This window comes from Chitiniphilus shinanonensis DSM 23277, assembly GCF_000374805.1.
Lineage (GTDB): Bacteria > Pseudomonadota > Gammaproteobacteria > Burkholderiales > Chitinibacteraceae > Chitiniphilus > Chitiniphilus shinanonensis.
The window spans coordinates 76,846-95,005 of the sequence record NZ_KB895344.1 but is presented as its reverse complement, the minus strand read 5'-3'; the positions used below and the strand labels follow the sequence as shown (position 1 = coordinate 95,005).

The 18,160-nt window shown below is 65.0% G+C and carries 18 protein-coding genes and 1 tRNA gene; 10 read left to right on the top strand and 9 right to left on the bottom strand.

The genetic code is table 11. From position 1 onward, the window contains the following. The first annotated feature begins 7 nt into the window (after positions 1 to 7). Genes C556_RS0111615 through C556_RS0111605 form a run of 3 tightly spaced genes read left to right on the top strand, consistent with a single transcriptional unit; the run spans position 8 to position 2,830 of the window. On the top strand, positions 8 to 403 hold the full coding sequence (locus C556_RS0111615; protein ID WP_018748428.1) for a GtrA family protein: 396 nt from the start codon (positions 8 to 10) through the stop codon (positions 401 to 403). A 32-nt stretch (positions 404 to 435) separates the two neighbouring features. Further along, on the top strand, positions 436 to 1,497 hold the full coding sequence (locus C556_RS0111610) for a glycosyltransferase family 2 protein (RefSeq protein WP_018748427.1): 1,062 nt from the start codon (positions 436 to 438) through the stop codon (positions 1,495 to 1,497). Then, positions 1,460 to 2,830, top strand: coding sequence for a hypothetical protein (locus C556_RS0111605; RefSeq protein ID WP_018748426.1), 1,371 nt, complete (start codon positions 1,460 to 1,462; stop codon positions 2,828 to 2,830). The genes C556_RS0111610 and C556_RS0111605 overlap by 38 nt, the downstream gene beginning before the upstream one ends. 15 nt (positions 2,831 to 2,845) lie before the next feature. Here C556_RS0111605 and C556_RS0111600 read toward each other — a convergent pair whose 3' ends face one another. Then, positions 2,846 to 3,235 (bottom strand): YidB family protein, encoded by a 390-nt coding sequence (locus C556_RS0111600; protein ID WP_040431108.1) that lies wholly within the window; start codon positions 3,233 to 3,235, stop codon positions 2,846 to 2,848. Positions 3,236 to 3,389: 154 nt separating this feature from the next. Here C556_RS0111600 and C556_RS0111595 point away from each other — a divergent pair, with 154 nt between their 5' ends. Then, complete coding sequence (locus tag C556_RS0111595; RefSeq protein ID WP_018748424.1) at positions 3,390 to 4,823, top strand: NAD-dependent succinate-semialdehyde dehydrogenase; 1,434 nt, start codon at positions 3,390 to 3,392, stop codon at positions 4,821 to 4,823. Positions 4,824 to 4,963: 140 nt separating this feature from the next. Here C556_RS0111595 and C556_RS0111590 read toward each other — a convergent pair whose 3' ends face one another. Continuing rightward, positions 4,964 to 5,788 carry an undecaprenyl-diphosphate phosphatase gene (locus C556_RS0111590; RefSeq protein ID WP_018748423.1) on the bottom strand — a complete coding sequence of 275 codons (825 nt, stop codon included), beginning with the start codon at positions 5,786 to 5,788 and terminating at the stop codon, positions 4,964 to 4,966. 321 nt (positions 5,789 to 6,109) lie between these two features. Next, entirely contained in the window at positions 6,110 to 6,478 is a 369-nt protein-coding gene (locus C556_RS20180; protein ID WP_169338615.1) for a DciA family protein, read from the bottom strand. 98 nt (positions 6,479 to 6,576) lie between these two features. On the opposite strand from C556_RS20180, the gene C556_RS0111575 reads away from it, so the two are divergent. From C556_RS0111575 to C556_RS0111565, 3 genes are all read left to right on the top strand, one after another. Then, entirely contained in the window at positions 6,577 to 7,464 is an 888-nt protein-coding gene (locus C556_RS0111575) for a M23 family metallopeptidase (protein WP_026263024.1), read from the top strand. A gap of 170 nt (positions 7,465 to 7,634) precedes the next feature. Beyond that, entirely contained in the window at positions 7,635 to 10,376 is a 2,742-nt protein-coding gene (secA, locus tag C556_RS0111570) for a preprotein translocase subunit SecA (RefSeq protein WP_018748419.1), read from the top strand. Between the two features lie 53 nt (positions 10,377 to 10,429). Next, positions 10,430 to 10,505, top strand: a tRNA-Ala gene (locus C556_RS0111565). Between the two features lie 87 nt (positions 10,506 to 10,592). On the opposite strand, the gene C556_RS0111560 is transcribed toward C556_RS0111565, so the two are convergent. After that, positions 10,593 to 11,357: an SDR family NAD(P)-dependent oxidoreductase gene (locus C556_RS0111560; protein ID WP_157236111.1), complete on the bottom strand. Its 765-nt coding sequence runs from the start codon at positions 11,355 to 11,357 to the stop codon at positions 10,593 to 10,595. Positions 11,358 to 11,424: 67 nt separating this feature from the next. Between C556_RS0111560 and C556_RS0111555 the strand changes: the two genes are divergently transcribed. Continuing rightward, positions 11,425 to 11,997 carry a TetR/AcrR family transcriptional regulator gene (locus C556_RS0111555; RefSeq protein ID WP_018748417.1) on the top strand — a complete coding sequence of 191 codons (573 nt, stop codon included), beginning with the start codon at positions 11,425 to 11,427 and terminating at the stop codon, positions 11,995 to 11,997. Positions 11,998 to 12,169: 172 nt separating this feature from the next. Here the strand turns inward: C556_RS0111555 and C556_RS0111550 are convergent, their stop codons facing one another. Next, the gene (locus C556_RS0111550; protein ID WP_018748416.1) at positions 12,170 to 13,189 is read right to left on the bottom strand and encodes an NADP-dependent oxidoreductase; all 1,020 of its coding nucleotides are present in this window, start codon (positions 13,187 to 13,189) and stop codon (positions 12,170 to 12,172) included. Positions 13,190 to 13,277: 88 nt separating this feature from the next. Here C556_RS0111550 and C556_RS0111545 point away from each other — a divergent pair, with 88 nt between their 5' ends. Next, on the top strand, positions 13,278 to 13,832 hold the full coding sequence (locus C556_RS0111545; RefSeq protein ID WP_018748415.1) for a TetR/AcrR family transcriptional regulator: 555 nt from the start codon (positions 13,278 to 13,280) through the stop codon (positions 13,830 to 13,832). 227 nt (positions 13,833 to 14,059) lie between these two features. Beyond that, on the top strand, positions 14,060 to 14,533 hold the full coding sequence (locus tag C556_RS22280) for a hypothetical protein (RefSeq protein ID WP_211214717.1): 474 nt from the start codon (positions 14,060 to 14,062) through the stop codon (positions 14,531 to 14,533). Between the two features lie 442 nt (positions 14,534 to 14,975). Here the strand turns inward: C556_RS22280 and C556_RS0111535 are convergent, their stop codons facing one another. The 4 genes from C556_RS0111535 to modA are packed head-to-tail and all read right to left on the bottom strand — an operon-like array spanning position 14,976 to position 18,119. Continuing rightward, positions 14,976 to 15,923 (bottom strand): TOBE domain-containing protein, encoded by a 948-nt coding sequence (locus tag C556_RS0111535; RefSeq protein WP_245559239.1) that lies wholly within the window; start codon positions 15,921 to 15,923, stop codon positions 14,976 to 14,978. A gap of 26 nt (positions 15,924 to 15,949) precedes the next feature. Further along, on the bottom strand, positions 15,950 to 16,636 hold the full coding sequence (locus C556_RS0111530) for a sulfate/molybdate ABC transporter ATP-binding protein (RefSeq protein ID WP_026263022.1): 687 nt from the start codon (positions 16,634 to 16,636) through the stop codon (positions 15,950 to 15,952). A gap of 3 nt (positions 16,637 to 16,639) precedes the next feature. After that, a complete protein-coding gene (gene modB, locus C556_RS0111525) occupies positions 16,640 to 17,332 on the bottom strand; it encodes a molybdate ABC transporter permease subunit (protein ID WP_018748411.1) in 693 nt (230 codons plus the stop codon). 28 nt (positions 17,333 to 17,360) lie between these two features. Beyond that, a complete protein-coding gene (modA, locus tag C556_RS0111520; protein ID WP_018748410.1) occupies positions 17,361 to 18,119 on the bottom strand; it encodes a molybdate ABC transporter substrate-binding protein in 759 nt (252 codons plus the stop codon). Positions 18,120 to 18,160 lie beyond the last annotated feature (41 nt).

The window sequence follows — 18,160 nt, the reverse complement described above, 5'->3', positions numbered from 1 at the left end:
CGCTGAAATGAAACAACTGGTCCGCTTCACCCTGGTCGGCGCCACCGGCACCGCCGCGCACTTCGCGGTGCTGTGGCTGCTGGTGCGGCTGGGCATGCCGGTGGTGGGCGCGTCCACCGTGGGCATGATCGCGGGCGCGCTGGTCAACTACCTGCTGAACCGGGCCTACACCTTCGAGAGCCGCCAGGCCCACCGCGTCACCGCGCCGCGCTACTACGCGCTGGTGCTGGGCCTGTGGGGACTGAACGCGCTGCTGATGGCGCTGATGGTCGATGCCTGGCGCTGGCACTACCTGCTGGCGCAGGCCATCTCCACCGTCGTCTGCTTCGTCGCCCACTACCTGGGCAGCCGGGCCTGGGTGTTCCGCCACGCCGCCCCCGCGCCGGGCGGCGGCCAGGGATAGGCACGCGGCGCAGTTCACCGAGAGACTTCACAATGGACAACACCGACCTGCCCACCAGCCCCGCCGACCGGCCCCTGCTGTCGGTGGTGGTGCCCGCCTACAACGAGGAGGCCGTGCTGGCCGCCTTCCACCAGCGCCTGACCGCCGTGTTCGACGCGCTGGCCGATTACCGCAGCGAAGTGATCTACGTGAACGACGGCAGTCGCGATGCCACGCAACGCATCATCGACGAGCTGTGCGCCGGCGACGAGCGCGCCGCGTCGGTGGATCTGTCGCGCAACTTCGGCAAGGAGATCGCCATGACCGCGGGGCTGGACCACGCGCGCGGCGACTGGATCGTGATGATCGACGCCGACCTGCAGGATCCGCCCGAACTGATCCCCGCGATGCTGGCCAAGGCGGCCGAGGGCTTCGATACCGTGTTTGCGCGCCGCACCCACCGCGACGGCGAGAGCGCGCTGAAGAAAGCCACCGCCGCCGCCTTCTACCGGGTGATGGATCAGTTGTCCGGCAAGGTGAAGATCCCGCGCGACACCGGCGACTTCCGCCTGATGAGCCGGCGCGCGGTCGATGCGCTGCTCGAACTGCGCGAGCAGCACCGCTTCATGAAGGGCCTGTTCGCCTGGGTGGGCTTTCCGTCGGTGGCGCTGGATTACCGCCGCGACCCGCGCGCGGCCGGCGACACCAAGTTCAATTACTGGAAGCTGTGGAACTTCGCGCTGGAGGGCATCACTTCCTTTACCATCGGCCCGCTGAAGATCGCCACCTACATGGGCCTGATCACCGCCGCGCTGGCCTTCCTGGACGGGTTGTGGATCATCGGCAAGACGCTGTTCCTGGGCGAGGTGGTGCGCGGCTATCCCACACTGATGGTGACCATGCTGTTCCTCGGCGGCGTGCAGTTGTTCTTTATCGGGGTGATCGGCGAATACCTGGGCCGCATCTTCGACGAGACCAAGGGACGTCCCCTCTATTTCGCGCAGGGCTGGAAACCCGCGCGGATACACCAGAACCGCTCGTCAGAAGCGGCCCTGACCTCTCGAAAGGAAACGACCGATGAACTCCCTCGCCCAGTGGTGGAGGGCCCTGCCTAACGGGCCCGACCCCGAAACCTGGCCACACCGGCCCGCCTCGCTCCGACAGACCCTGGCCTTCCGGCCGCTCTGGACCGGGCTGGGCTGCGCGCTGGCGCTGTTCTTCAGCCAGGTCTTCTGGCTGCTGCACCGCCTGAGCCCCAACTCGGACAGCGTGTTCCGGGGCTACGACTACTTCACGCTGCCGCGTTGCGGCCTGGCGATCCGCCACGGTACCGACGTCTTCACCAGCGCCGAGACCTACACCCACTACGGCCCGTGGGCCACCAACTGGGTCACCCACCCCAACCTGTGCGTCTTCCCCGGCGTACCGCTGTCCTACCTGCCTCCCTTCGCCGGTTACTGGTTGTTCAACCTGTTCAACCTGGCGCTGCATCTGTTCATCCTGGTCCACTTCGCACGACGTGCCGCGGGCGACGCCGGCACCTTCCACGGCGGCCAGTGGCGCGACCACCTGATGTTCGGCCTGCTCGGCTTCTTCTTTCCGATGTACGTGCTCTACCACCAGGGGCAGTACCACAGCCTGGCGGTGCTGGCGCTGATGCTGGTGTTCCTCCAACCGCGCAACCCCGCGCTGGGCTTCATCGTCAGCGCCTTCGGCAAGCCACTGCTGGGACCGGCCGGGCTGGTGCTGCTGGTGCGCGGCATGTGGAAGACCATCGTGCTGATCGTGCTGGCGCTGTTGATCGGCTACCTGCCGTGGTTCTTCCTCAACTACTCGCTCGAGCAGGGCATCCACCTGGGGCGCAATACTTCGCTGGCGCCGTTCTTCGACATCGGCAGCCACTACCTGAAGTACAACGTGCCGCGCTGGAACCAGGAGCAATCGATGGCCTCGTTCCTCGGCGAATGGATGTCGCCCGATGCCCAGCTCTACCTGCGCTACCTGTTCGGTCTGATCGTCACCCTGATCGGCGCCGTCGTGCTGCGCCGCAAGCCGCTGGAACTGGCGGTGTCGCTGGTGACGCTATGGTTCTTCCTGGTGTACGCCCGCGGCCACGACTACCACGCCACGCTGCTGATCCCGGTGCTGGCCTACCTGTGGTGCCAGCGTCCGCAGTGGTATCGCACCCGCTTCATGCTGCTGATCGCCGCCATGTATGCGCTGCCGACCAGCTACGCGTTGTTCCGCACCGTGCTGGGCTTCACCGGCGAGGTCAGCGGCGAGGCGATGCTCGCCAGCTCGCCGTTGCTCTACTACTGCTTCGTGGCGCAAAAGCCGGTGGCGACGCTGCTGCTGACCGGCAACATCCTGTGGCAGGAGTGGCTGAAAGACAAAGCCGCCGAGATCGATCCCGACGGCCATGGCGAAACGGCGGTGCAGCAGGTCTGACCGGCTTGACGGCGCCTATTTGAACAGCTTGCCCAACGCGCCCAGCCCCAGGCTGAGCGCGTCCCCGCCGCCTTCCGCGGGCAATTGGCCATTGGGGGTGAGCTTGTCGACCACTTGCGGCAGCAGCTCCGCCAGGTGCCCGGCGGCCGCCTGCGGATCGATGCCGACCTTGTCCGCCAGTTGGCGCACCACATCGCTGCCCAACACCGACTGGATCTGCTCGGGCGAGATCGGCAGATTGCCGCCGGTGCCCACCCACGATTGCGCCACCTCGGCCAGGCCGCCGTTCTGAAAGCGCTCGACAAGGCCGGCCACGCCGCCTTCGCGCTGTAACAGATCGGTGGCCAGGCTGGCCACGTTCGAACCTCCACCACCCCCGAACAAACCACTCAGTTGTTCCAACATCTGCGTTCTCCTGATTGGGGCCCCACCGTGCCGGGGCGTAACATCGAACCCATCCCGCGAGGGACAACCCACTATAAAAGCCTGCCCAACGCGCATTCGGCCAACCTCGGCAATTCCCGTATGAACGGATGGGCAGCCCAGGAGTGCACCAACCATGACCTTCACCTCCGACCTGCTGTACCAGGACGCCATGATCGACGGCCGCTGGCACGCCACCGCGGCGCGCTTCGCCGTCCACGACCCGGCCACCGGCGAAATACTGGCCCGGGTGGCCCGTTGCGGTCGCGACGAAACCCGCGCCGCCATCGCCGCGGCCGAAGCCGCGCTGCCCAACTGGCGCGCCACGCCCGCCAAATCGCGCGCCGCCGTGCTGCGGCGCTGGTACGAACTGCTGATGGCGCGGCGCGACGACATCGCCACCTTGCTGACCCGCGAGCAAGGCAAGCCGCTGGCGGAAAGCCAGGGCGAGGTGGCCTACGCCGCCAGCTTCATCGAGTGGTTCGCCGAGGAGGCGCGCCGCATCGCCGGCGATGTGCTGGAACACCCGCAGGCCGACCGGCGCATCCTGGTGCTGAAACAGCCGGTGGGCGTCTGCGCCGCGATCACGCCGTGGAACTTCCCGGCGGCGATGATCGCCCGCAAGGCCGGCGCGGCGCTGGCCGCCGGCTGCACCATGGTGGTCAAGCCGGCCAGCCAGACCCCGCTGACCGCGCTGGCGATGGCCGCGCTCGCCGTCGAGGCCGGGCTGCCCGCCGGGGTGTTCAACGTGGTGCCCGGCCCGGCCGGCGAAGTGGGTGCCGAGCTGGCGGAAAACCCGGCGGTGCGCAAGCTGTCGTTCACCGGCTCCACCGAAACCGGTCGCAAGCTGATGGCGCAGTGCGCGCCGACGTTGAAGAAGCTGTCGCTGGAACTGGGCGGCAACGCACCGTTCATCGTGTTCGACGATGCCGATGTCGACGCCGCGGTGGAAGGCGCCCTTGCGGCCAAGTACCGCAACAGCGGGCAGACCTGTGTCTGCGCCAACCGCTTCTATGTGCAGGCGGCGGTCCACGACCGATTCGCGGCGCGGCTGGCCGAGCGCGCGGCGCAGTTGAAGGTCGGCAACGGGTTGGACGCGGGCGTGGAGCAGGGGCCGCTGATCGACGCCGACGCGCTGGCCAAGGTGGAACGCCACGTCGCCGACGCCCTGGCGCGCGGCGCGCGCCTGCTGACCGGCGGCGAGCGGCGCGGCGGTACCTGGTACGCGCCGACGGTGCTGGCGGACGTGCCGAGCGATGCGCTGGTCACCCGCGAGGAAACCTTCGGCCCGGTGTCGGCGCTGGTGAAGTTCGATACCGAAGAACAGGCGATCGCACTGGCCAACGCCAGCGAGTTCGGCCTGGCCGCCTATTTCTACGGCCGCGACCTGAGCCGGGTGTTCCGCGTAGCGGAAGCGCTGGAGTACGGCATGGTGGGCATCAACACCGGCCTGTTCAGCAACGAGGTCGGGCCGTTCGGCGGGATGAAGCAAAGCGGCTTCGGCCGCGAAGGCTCGCGCTACGGCCTGGCCGAGTACCTGGAACTGAAATACCTGTGCCTGGGCATCTAGGACGAGCGGCGTCGACACGCCATTCATGAAAAAGGGCTGCCGGAGCAGCCCTTTTTTGAGCGGCCAACAAAACCCAACGAAGCGCTCCTGGCAAGGAACGCGACACAGCCGGGAGGGTTTTGTTAGCCGCGCTTATAGCGTCAGACCGACCAGTCGACGATGCCGGTCCAGGCCGTCAACAGCACGATCACCCCGAAGGCGATGCGGTACCACGCGAAGGGAATGAAGGTGTGGCTGGACACGTAGCGGATCAGCGCGCGGATCGCCAGGAAGGCGAAGATGAACGAGGCGATGAAGCCCACCGCGAACACGCCGGCGTCGCCCGCGTCGAGCGCATCGCGGTGCTTGTACAGGCTGTACAGCGACGCCGCGCCCAGGGTGGGAATGCCGAGGAAGAACGAGAACTCGGTGGCCGCCTTGCGCGACAGGCCGAAGAACAGGCCACCGATGATGGTCGCGCCCGAGCGGCTGGTGCCGGGGATCAATGCCAGGCACTGGCACAGGCCGACCTTGAGCGCATCCTTCAGGCTGAGGTCGTCCACCGTCTCCACCGTGACCGTGTGCTGGCGCTTTTCCGCCCACAGGATCACCAGGCCGCCGACGATGAAGGCGATCGCCACCGGCACCGGGTTGAACAGCACCGCCTTGATCTGTTCGTTGAACAGCTTGCCCAGGATGGCGGCGGGCACGAAGGCGATCAGCACCGCCAGCAGCAGGTTGCGTTCGGAACCGGGCTTGCCGGCACCGACCAGGGTGTGGCCGATCTTGGCGCGGTATTCCCACACCACGGCCAGCATCGCGCCAAGCTGGATGAAGATCTCGTAAACGTCGCGCTTGTCCTTGGACAGGAAGTTCAGCAGGTCGCCGGCCAGGATCAGGTGGCCGGTGCTGGAGATGGGCAGGAACTCGGTCACCCCCTCCACGAAGCCCATGATCAACGATTTCAACAACAGCAGAAGGTCCATAAGGAAGCGCCAGGAAAGTCGTCAGGAGGGCGCATTATAACGACCAAAATCGCGGCGCCATGCGATAGCGACGGGGCGGAGGAGCCAGCGGGAGCACGGTAAATTTTCACGGTGAGGCTGGGAACTCGACGTGCCGACCCCACTCTTATCCCGTGTGCGATTCATCGTCGCTTCCCCCGAGCGACGCGCGCATTTTGCTCATCTCCTCCCTGATTGCCGGGCTCCCATCGAGCCCGGCATTTTTTTGTCCGCCCGCCCGGAGAAGCAATTCAACCATCGGTACATTCCGATCCTGACGGATGCACCCGGTTGCCGCCGGCTTCAGCGCGACCGATGACGCTTGGCAAGCCTCAATACGGCGTCGCGCAACGGTCCGCGATCCAGCCTTTCGGCAAGCTGCCCGAATGCTTCAACCGCAGCAGGGGGAATGCTTAAGTCCTTGGTGCGCCTCGCTTTTTGGCGTTGTAACTCAACTTGCACGCGGGGTCGGATTGCGGTAGCGTGCCAGCCAGCCTGACACACGGCCTCTACGATGGCTTCGCCCGAGAGTTTCAGCCTCGCCGCCGCCGCCGAGGAGGTCACGCCCACTTGAAGCACCCCGTTTTCCAGCGCCACGGCAATGCAGGTTGCGGCCAGCGCGGGCGGCAAGGCGCCGCGCACCGTCGCAAGCAGACGATTGAGTTCGTCCACCTGCGCCACCAGTCGCGACAATTGCCGATTCTGGCCGACAAACCTTGGTTTCGAGGAACGGGCTGACATCAAGAAGAAGGCACGAGAGGGGGAGTTCGATGAATATTATTCTGGTTTCAAACCGGTTCTCCAGCGCATTGCATCTGGGACCGTATTCCCTGGCGGCCGTCGGTCTGCTGATCGCCGTGGGTGCCGGCACGCTGGGTGTCGGCGCCGGAATGCTGCTGCATCAGGGCGAGGCGCCGCGGCTGTTCCGCCTCAGCCAGCCGCCCAAGAGCGCCGACCTCGACGTGCTGGCGATCAAGCTGGGCGAGTTGCAGGCCAAGCTGATCCGCCTGGACGGTCTGGCGCGGCAGGTCGGCCTGAAGACCGGCATCGACGTCAAACCCTTTCTTTCCAGCCAACCGGCACCGACGGGCGGTCTGGAAAAGCCGGATCGGGCACTCAGCTTCAACGATGTCTCGCACCTGTTGAACCAGTCCACCGACCAGGCCGACGCCTACCTCGACCACATGACGCTGGCGGAAACCATGCTGCTGCGTCCGCAAGGCTGGCAATTGCCGACGCGCGCCCCGCTGGCCACCGGCCTGCAATCCTCCAGTTTCGGCTGGCGCATCGATCCCTTCACCGCCCGGCAGAACTTCCACGAAGGCATCGACTTCGTCGGCCCGGTGGGCACCCCGATCCACGCCGCCGCCGCAGGCACCGTGGTCTACGCGGCCTACCACCCCCAGTATGGTAATATGATCGACCTCAGCCACGAGAACGGTTTGACCAGCCGTTACGCCCATGCCAGCCGCCTGCTGGTGTCGGTGGGCGACAAGGTCGCCGCCGGGCAGAAGATCGCCGAAGTGGGCAGTACCGGCCGCTCCACCGGGCCTCACCTGCACTTCGAAATCCGCTACAAGAACGTGGCCCAGAATCCGCTGCGCTTCATGAAGCCCGAGGCGGTAAGTCGGGAAACGGCGGTGGCGGCAAGCGACTAGCAGCCGATCTCATGCTGAGCGGCTCGTTCTGATCGACGAGCCCGCAGGGGGATGGAAATCCAGTGGGGACACCCCATCTGGAGACAACGTGCACATGCGGCGGAGGGTTATCCCTACCGCCGTTGTTCTAACTAAAAACACCGCCCGATAGCGGGAAGCTGGCAACGGACATGATTTCGACTCTGCTCAAGAAAGTATTCGGTAGCCGCAATGATCGCCTGCTCAAGCAATACGGCAGCATCGTCGCCAAGATCAACGCACTGGAAGCGCAGATCGAACCGTTGTCGGACGAGGCGCTGCAGGCCAAGACCGCCGAGTTCCGCGAGCGGGTCGCCAAGGGCGAAGCACTCGACGCCATCCTGCCCGAAGCCTTTGCCGTCTGCCGCGAAGGCGCCAAGCGCTCGCTGGGCATGCGCCACTTCGACGTCCAGTTGATCGGCGGCATCGCCCTGCACCAGGGCAAGATTTCCGAAATGCGCACCGGCGAAGGCAAGACGCTGGTCGCCACCCTGCCCGCCTACCTCAATGCCCTCTCCGGCAAGGGCGTGCACGTCATCACCGTCAACGACTACCTGGCCCAGCGCGACGCCAATACCATGGGCCGCCTGTTCAACTTCCTGGGCCTGTCCTGCGGCGTGAACCTCGGCCAGATGCCGCACGACGACAAGCAGGCCGCCTACGCCTGCGACATCACCTACGGCACCAACAACGAATTCGGCTTCGACTACCTGCGCGACAACATGGTGTTCACGCCGGGCGAGCGCGTGCAGCGCGAGCTGTCGTACGCCATCGTCGACGAAGTGGACTCGATCCTGATCGACGAGGCTCGTACCCCGCTGATCATCTCCGGCCCCGCCGAGGACAGCACCGATCTCTACGTGCGGATGAACATCATCCCGCCGCAGCTCGCCCGCCAGGAAACCGAGGAAGGCGAAGGCGACTACTGGGTGGACGAAAAGGCCAACTCGGTGCTGCTGTCCGAAGCCGGCCACGAGAAGGTCGAAACCATCCTCACCGAGATGGGCATGCTGGGCGAGGGCGAAAGCCTGTACGCCGCGCAGCACATCAGCCTGATGCACCATCTGTACGCGGCGCTGCGCGCCCACGCGCTGTACCAGCGCGACCAGCAATACGTGGTGTTGGACGGCGAAGTGGTGATCGTCGACGAATTCACCGGCCGCCTGATGTCCGGCCGCCGCTGGTCCGAGGGCCTGCACCAGGCGGTGGAAGCCAAGGAAGGCGTCGAGATCAAGCAGGAAAACCAGACCCTCGCCACCATCACCCTGCAGAACTACTTCCGCATGTACGGCAAGCTGGCCGGCATGACCGGTACGGCAGATACCGAAGCCTACGAATTCCAGCAGATCTACGGCCTGGAAACGGTGATCATCCCGACCAACCGCCCGATGATCCGCCAGGATCGCCAGGATCAGGTGTTCAAGACCACCGCCGAGAAGAACAACGCCATCATCGAGGACATCAAGGGCTGCGTTGAACGCGGCCAGCCGGTGCTGGTGGGTACCACCTCGATCGAGCAGTCCGAACAGCTGTCCGAACTGCTGAAGAAGGCCGGCGTGCCGCACAACGTGCTCAACGCCAAGCACCACGCCAAGGAAGCCGAGATCGTGGCGCAGGCTGGCCGTCCCGGCCAAGTCACCATCGCCACCAACATGGCCGGCCGCGGCACCGACATCGTGCTGGGCGGCAACATCGAACGCGATATCCGCGTGATCGAGCAGGACGAGGCGCTGGACGAAGTCAGCCGCCGCAGCCGCATCGACGCGCTGCGCAGCGACTGGAAGGTCGAGCACGAGAAGGTGGTGGCGGCCGGCGGCCTGCACATCATCGGCTCCGAACGCCACGAATCGCGCCGCATCGACAACCAGCTGCGCGGCCGTTCCGGCCGTCAGGGCGACCCCGGCTCCAGCCGCTTCTACCTCAGCCTGGAAGATCCGCTGCTGCGCATCTTCGCCGGCGAGCGCGTCGCCTTCGTCATGGACAAGCTGAAGATGCCCGAGGGCGAGCCCATCGAAGCCGGCATCGTCAGCCGCGCCATCGAATCGGCACAGCGCAAGGTGGAAGGCCGCAACTACGATATCCGCAAGCAACTGCTGGAATACGACGACGTCGCCAACGACCAGCGCCGCGCCATCTACACCCAGCGCAACGAGCTGCTGGAATCGGACAACGTGACCGATACCATCGCCGCGATGCGCAACGCGTTCTTCGACGACCTGTTCGAGCAGCACGTGCCGCCGGACGCCATGGAAGAACAATGGGATCTGCCGGGCCTGGAAAAGGCGCTATCCGAGTACGGCCTCAGCGCCCCGGTGGGCCAGTGGCTGAAGGATCAGCCCGATCTGTCGGACGAAGCCATCAAGGGTCGCATCCAGGCGCTGGCCACCGAGTTCTACGACGCCAAGGTGGCCGAGGCCGGCGAAGCCACCTTCCGCCAGTTCGAGCGCGCGGTGCTGCTGCAACACCTGGACCACAGCTGGCGCGAGCACCTGTCCGCGCTGGACCACCTGCGTCAGGGCATCCACCTGCGCGGCTACGCACAGAAGAACCCCAAGCAGGAATACAAGCGCGAGGCATTCGAGCTGTTCCAGAACCTGCTCGACAGCGTGAAGCGCGACGTGGTGCGCATCGTGATGAACGTCGAAGTGCGCTCGCAGGCCGACGTCGACGCCGTGGCCCCGACCGCCGTGCCCGAATCCGCGATGCAGTTCCAGCACGCCGACATCGAAGCACTGCTGGCCTCCGGCGACGAGGAACAGATCAAGGCCGCGATCCTGGCCGCGATGCAGGCACAAGGCGGACCGGGCGTGCAGTTCGCCGGCGTGGGCCGCAACGACCCGTGCCCGTGCGGTTCCGGCAAGAAGTTCAAGCACTGCCACGGCCAGCTCGCCTGACCACAGGCGCCCGGTTGACGCCAGCCGGGCGCTTCATTATCGTTGCGTTTCTTGGGCCGATAGCTCAGCTGGGAGAGCGCCGCGTTCGCAATGCGGAGGTCGGGAGTTCGATCCTCCTTCGGTCCACCAGATATCCCAAGCCGGCCTACACGGCTGGTGTGCAGTTGAACATAAAGCGGCCTGATGGCCGCTTTATGCTTTATTGGGCGTTTTGGCTCAAACGGCTGTGACGCCGCCATCCACAAACAGCTCGCCGCCAGCGACGAAGCTGCTTTCGTCCGAGGCCAGGAACAGCACCGCCTTGGCGACTTCTTCCGTCCCACCCAGCCGCGCCAATGGCGTCATCTGGGTCAGCGCCGCATTCGCGCCCGCATTGTCCTGCAGATACCGCTGCATGCCCGGAGTGAGGATGAAGCCGGGCGCCACCACGTTCACGCGGATGCCACGGTCTTTCAGGTCGGCGGTCCAGGTACGTGCGAGTGAGCGGATCGCGGCCTTGGTCGCGCTGTAGATCGACAGGCCCGGAATGCCTTTGCTGCCGGCCACCGAGCCGGGCAGGATCACCGCACCGCCGCGGGTCATCAGCGGCAGCGCCTTCTGCACGGTGAAGACCAAGCCCTTGACGTTGACGCCGAACACTCGGTCGAAGTGCGCCTCGTCGATCGCATCGAGCGCCAAGGACTCGGAAATCCCTGCATTGGCAAATACCACGTCGACCCGGCCGTGGTCGCGCCGGATGCGTTCGTACAATCGGTCAAGGTCGGCGAGGTTGGCAACATCGCCCCGTACGCCGACGACGCCGTTACCAATTTCCTTCACCGCTGCGTCCAGCGGTTCCTGCCGGCGCGCCGTCACGTAGACGTGCGCGCCCTCCGCCGCGAAGTGCCTGGCCGTCGCCAGCCCGATACCGTCGCTGCCGCCCGTCACCACCACCGACCTTGCTCTCGAATCGCTTTGCCATTTCCAGTGCCCTTTGTTCAAGTGGAGGATTGCTCCACTTATAATATGGAGCTACCCTCCGCTTTACAAGTGGAGACGAGAGAGACCAGTGGACGACTCATCCGCGCTGCGCGCCGACGCCCAACGCAACCGCGAGCGCATCCTCGCTGCGGCCGATGAGGTGTTCCTGGAACGAGGCGCCGGCGCTTCGCTGGAAGATGTAGCCAAGCGCGCGGGGGTCGGGATCGGAACGCTGTACCGGCGCTTTCCGACGCGCGAGGCGTTGTTGGCCGCCACCTACGATGCGCGGCTCTTGTCCTTTGCCGCGGCAAGCCGCGCGCGGGATGCCGAGCATGGCCCCGCCAGCGCCGTGCGTGCCTATCTCGAAGACCTGGTGACGAATACGAGCACCTATCGCGGCATCGCGACGTCGCTCGGAACGGTTTTGCAAAGCGGCACGCCCGGCTGCCACGCGACGGCCGAGGAAGGACAAAGGCTCCTTCGTCGTGCGCAGCAAGCCGGCGCGATTCGCGGCGATGTCACTTTCGACGATATCGTGTACGTCGCCACCGCGATTTCGCTTGCCGTCGAACAGAACGATTCATCGAAATCGCGGATCACTCATTTGGCGGACTTGTTCCTCAATGGCATCAGCGTGCCGCAGGCAAGAGATCCGGGCTAAGAGCCGTCGTCGCGAGCAGCACAGGCACCGATCACTTCCCCGTTACGATTCAAGAGCCAGCGCGATTTCCTCGATTCTGACGAAGCACCGGTCCGGGCCACGGCCCGCAAACACGTACACCTCCTCGCGAATCCCTGCCAGACGTTGCCGGGAGCCCTTTGATCAACCTGATTCATCGAACCTCGAGGACGAGCTTGCCTTGAATATGCCCACGGGCCGCCCGTTCGTGCGCCCTGCCGGCATCGGCAAGCGGATAGGTGCTGTCGATCACGACACGAATCGTCCCGTCGTCGAGTAAACGGCCAAGTTCCGCAAGCTGCGCACCATTCGAGCGCACCTGGGTTGCCGAGACAGTGACGCCCAGCCTCCTGGCCTCCTCCGCACTGGAAAAACCCAACGGGAACACAGGGAACAGGGCACCGCCCCGCCTGATCGTGCGCAGGAAACGATCCGTGGTCGGGCCGCCAACCGAATCGACGACAAGATCGATGTCGCGGACAACGTCCTCGGGAGCGGTCTTGGTGTAGTCGATGATCTCGTCCGCACCCAGCTCGCGCAGAAGCGTCTCGTGCTTGCCGGACGCAATGGCGATCACGCGCGCGCCCTTCAACTTGGCCACTTGCACCGCGAAATGCCCGACGCCCCCCGCAGCGCCGTTCACGAGAACCGTCCTGCCAACAAGCGGTACCGGCTCATGTCGGGTCGGTTGGAGCGGATTGGGCTCGTCGTGGCCCAGATCGACCAGGAACTGCCACGCGGTCAGCAAGGACATCGGCGCGGCGGCAGCATGCACGTGATCGATGCCAGCCGGCTTGAGCGCAACGTCCGACGCGGGCACGCTCACGTATTCCGCATACGCACGACTGCCTCCCGCAGCGCCGTCGGGGAACCGGGTCATCGCATACACTTCGTCCCCAACGGTGAAGGCCCCGACGTCATCGGCGACCGACGCCACCACACCCGAAATATCGGTCCCCAGGATCAGGGGAAAGGTCAACTGAGGCCGCCATGCTGGCGGCAGCATCTTGTAACCGTCGCGCAGGTACCAATCCGGCGGATTGATGCCTACGGCGTGAACCCGCACCAGTACTTCTCCGGGCTTCAGTTCCGGTATCGGCGCATCGTCGTAACGCAGCACCTCCGGGCCGCCGAACCTATCTTGTTGAATCGCCTTCATCGTGTTGGCCGTCATGAGTTTCTCCTTGAACGGAAATGCGTTATCGTTTATCGGAACACTGCTCCATATATATGGAGCAGTGTTCCGTTTGTCAAGGAGCCCTATGCGAGCCGATGCGAAGAAAAACTACGATCAACTACTGGCGACTGCCCGCGAGGTCTTTACCGAGCAAGGGGCCGATGCGTCCTTGCGCGATATCGCTCGCAGAGCCGAAGTCGGCCTGGGCACGCTGTACCGCCACTTTCCAACGCGCGAAGCTTTACTCGAAGCCTTGCTGCGCTCGAGCTTCGACGCGCTGGCGGCGAAAGCCCGGGAACTCGAATCGTCTGGCGCCTCCGACGAAGCCCTGGTGTCGTGGCTGCAGGAAACCATTGCGTTCACGCACGAACACCGGGGTGTCATCGCACCGATGATGGGCGCAATCGAGGATCCGGAATCCGCGCTTCATGCTTCGTGCGTCATGTTGCGTGCCGCAGGGGCTTCGCTTCTGGCCCGTGCGCAAGCGGATGGCAATGCTCGGGCCGACCTCGACGGCTCGGAACTGTTCGACCTCATTGCGGCGCTCGCCTGGCTTCGCGAGCAACCCTCACACGCACCACGCGCGGATCGGCTCTTCAGCGTGATTACCGATGCGGTCCTGGTGAATCGCGATGCTTAGGGCGAATCGACCTTCAAACGCGGGTGCGAAGGGCGAAGACCGGGATGCAGGGCAAGGCGTGCCGAGTGCCGCGGGGTCATCCCCGCAAGCGAGGTACAATGCGGCCATCCGGCCCACGGACCAACGCACCCCACGTTTGAATGTCGATTCGCCCTAGCAAACTGTCTCACGCCATCGCCGGTAGCTGGGAGCCGTACTCGCACCCCGCGGTCTACAACGTTTCCTCAGTGGATGAAGACCGTCGTATTGTGGCCGGGGTACCGCTTGGCGACCCCATCCCCTTCACGCGCCTCGTCAGCTGTCTGGAACCGCCGTATTTCCTGCTTTATGTACTCCACACACCTCGGGGCGAAGGCGATGCCGGTCGCTACCAGAGCCCAGCCGTATCCTCGGAGCAGTTCCACGAATTCATGAGCCGGTTCGGCAGCTATTTATCTTCGGACTCGCGATTCGACATCTGGGCACATTCCCCGGTCGAGCAAGCCACTGTGGTCTGGGATCGGCACAATCAGCTTTTTGCTTATGGCCCGCTTATCCGGCTTTCTTCAGAACTCGACGCCCTTGGATTTACTCCGGGGGAGGCAAGCATTCCGTTTCCGCATCAACATCACTACCGAGAGGAATTCGATGCCGACGCCAGGGCACTTCTGGAGAGTTTCGCCTGGGCCTATTCACCGCTACGCCCCGAGGATGCCCAATGACACGCGGTCCAGGGCCGAATGAAACGCCAGCATTCAACTCAACTGAACTAAAACAGCAATACCCTGCACAAGGCATGCGCTTGCAAATAGTCGCCACCAAAAACGAGTGCATGCTGTAGCCCTGAAATAGAGCACCGCAAAAATGCAGTTGGAGATCGCCAGGAGTGCAGCACTGGCCAGCCAAATGTACAGTGCAGTGACCGGCACCAATTCGATTTTTCCCGTCAAAAGCCGTTGAACGCATATTGCCGGGGATATCACCAGGCTGGGATACAGGCAGATGACCGTCCCCAGAATGGCAAGAGCAATAGGCCTTGAGTTGAATTGACTGGTTGCCATAATCGGCTTTTGGTGTTTGAGGTAGAAATTCGCAGAAGGCCAGGAGGCCAGGGTTTTCGTAATGCCAAATGGCCCCTTCTTCCGTTCACCCGCGCGGCAACCCTCAGGCCGGCGTCCCCAATACCACGCTGGATGCCTTGAAGATCACGCTGGCCTCCTTGCCGACGGCCAAGTCCAGCGCGGTGCTGCTTTCGTTGGTGACGATGGCTGCCACGGTAAAACCGCCGGGCAAGTCGAGGACCACTTCGGTGTTGACCGCGCCGGTCTGGATGCGCGATATCACGCCGGCCAGCCGGTTGCGCGCGGAGAAGCGCGCGCCTTCGTCGTCGGTGATGACGATGATGGACGATGCCTTGATCAGGGCGAAGGCCTCGGCGCCCACCTTGAGGCCCAGGTTTTCGGTGCTCTCGCGGGTCACGACGGCCACCAGCTTGTGGCCGCCGGCCACTTCCAGTTCTATCTCGTCATTCACCGCGCCGGTTTTGATCTGGCTGACCCTGCCGAGAAATTGATTGCGCGCGCTGGTTTTCATGCTGAGTCTCCGCAGTAACAGATAGTCTTCAGTGATGCCGTCGGCCTGCTGGCTCAGTTCCGCCAGGAAACGCAGGTGTTGGCGCTCGATCAACTTGAAGTTGTCGACCAGCCGCCTGCCCCGCTCGGTGAGCCGGGTGCCGCCTCCCCCCTTGCCGCCGGTGGTACGCAGCACCAACGGCTGGCCGGTCAGCTGGTTCATGGTGTCCACGGCATCCCACGCGGCCTTGTAGCTCATGCCGATGGCCTTGGCGGCCCGCGTGATCGAGCCGTGTTCCTCGATCCCGGCCAGCAGTTCGATGCGCTGGATGCCACCGAGGGTTTCGCCGCCGATGGTCAACCACACCGAGCCGCCAAACTGGATTCCTTCAGGGTCGGTACTCATGTCTGCCGATTGCCAAGGACGATTGAAGAGGAGCGCGCCCGGTACCCACTGCCCAGCGGGGCCGGTGGTCGTTGCCTGGGCAAAAGTGCTTCCAGCATAGATCGCGGGCCGGCTTCGGGGCTGCGGTCGCGGCATCGGCGTCATTCGAAGCGGAAGCGAAGTCAGGCCAAGGCATCGGCCAGCCCCGCCGCCACGCGGCCGTCCCGCAGATGCACCACCTGATCGCCGAATACCTCGACGTCCTCGCGGTCGTGGGTGATCAGCGCCAGCGGAATCCGCAGCGCCCGTTGCAGTTGATCCAGCTCTTTGCGCATCAGCTTGCGCAGCGAATGATCGAGCGCAGCGAACGGCTCGTCGAGCAACAGGGCGGTGGGGCGATTGATCAGCGCCCTGGCCAGCGCGGTGCGCTGGCGCTGTCCGCCCGACAGTTCGGTCGGGTACTGGTCCGCCACGTTGCGGATATGCAGCGTGTCCAGCCATTGGTCGATGTCCGCCCGGCTATGCCTCGCCTCCCGGTTGAACCAGCCGCGGTTGAGACCGAAGCCGATGTTCTCGCGCACGGTCAGATGGGGGAACAGCGCGTAATCCTGGAATACGTAGGCCACCTTGCGCTGGCGCGGCGCCAGGTTCAACCGGGTCTGCGAGTCGAAGAAGTCGGCGCCGTCCACACTGATGCGTCCGTCATCGGGCGTGATCAGGCCGGCGATCGCCTTCAGCGTAAGGCTCTTGCCCGCGCCGGAGGCGCCATAGATCACCACACGCTGCGAATCGGCCTGGAACGCCACGCTGAGGTCGAAACGCCGGCCGGCTGAGCGGAAGGTCTTGCTGATATCCACATGAAGTTGCACGCGTCACCTCTGGATGGGATTGGCGATCCGGCCGGGCAGCAGGTGCGCAGCCAGCAGCAGCACGGCGATGCATACCGATGAGATCAGCAGCACCAGGAACAGCGCCAGTTCGTCGTGCCCCGCCTGCACCGCCTCGTACACGGCGATGGACAGGGTCTGGGTCTTGCCCGGAATGCTGCCGGCCACCATCAGCGTCGCGCCGAATTCGCCCATGGCGCGGGCGAAGGCGAGCAAGGCCCCGGCGAGGATGCCGCGCCACGCCAGCGGCAGCGTCACCCGGCAGAACACGGCGATTTCGTGCTGGCCCAACACCCGCGCCGCGTCTTCCAGCTGCGGGTCCACCGATTCGAATGCCGCGCGCGCCGGCTTGAACACCAGCGGAAAGGCCACCACCGCCGCCGCGATCACCGCGCCCTGCCAGGAAAAGATCAGGTTGATGCCGAACTGCTCGCGCAGCCAGCCGCCCAGCCAGCCATGGCGGCCCAGCAGCACCAGCAGGTAGTAGCCCAGCACCGTCGGCGGCAGCACCATCGGCAAGGTCAGCAAGGTATCCAGCAGTTCCTTGCCGCGGAACGCGCGACGCGCCAGCAGCCAGGCGACGCCGATGCCGATGCCCAGCGCGAACAGCGTGGCCAGGCCCGCGACGCGCAGCGACAGCAGCAGCGGCACCCAGGCGGCGTCCAGGCTGGCCATCATGGGCGTCGTCTCCTGGCACGGCAGGCGCTCAAGGCTTCTGGAATCCGTATTGCTGCAGGATGTCCTGGCCGGCGGGCGACAGCACGAAGTCGATGAAGCGGCGGGCCTCCTGGCGCTGTCCGCCCCCGATGACGGGCGCGATGGGGTAGCTGATCGCCACGTCCAGCGGCACCCGGAAGGCGGTCTTCACCGCGTTCTTCATGATGGCGGCGTCGGTGCCGTACACGAAGCCGGCATCCACCTCGCCGCGGGCGACGTAATCGAGCGACTGCCGCACGTTCTGGGTATTGATCAGCTTGGGCTCGACAGCCGCCCACAGGCCCGCGCGTTCCAGCGCGAGCCTGGCATAGCGGCCCACCGGCACGCTGGCGGGGTTGCCGATGGCGATGCGCCGGACCCCGACGGCCTTCAGCGCCTGCAGGTCCGGCAACGCCAAGGCGCTGTCCGCCGGCACGATCAGCAACAGCGAGTTGCCGGCGAAATTGCGCGATTCTTTGGCGGCGACCAGCCCTTGCCGTTCGGCCTGCTGCATCGTCTCCTGGTCCGCCGACGCGAACACGTCCACCGGCGCGCCCTTGTCGATCTGCTGGAGCAACGCCCCCGACGCGCCGAAGTTGAGCTGCACCTTGGCGTCCGGGTAGCGGGCTTCATAGCGCTGGCCGATTTCCTTGAAGGCATCGGTCAGGCTGGCCGCGGCGGATACGGTGATCTCCGCTGCCAGCACGCTGCCGGCGCACAGCAGGCCCACTGCGGCGAAGGATGCGCGGGCGACGATCTGCTTGAACATGAAGGGCTCCTCTCCAGGTGCCCCCAGCGTAATATCGCGCC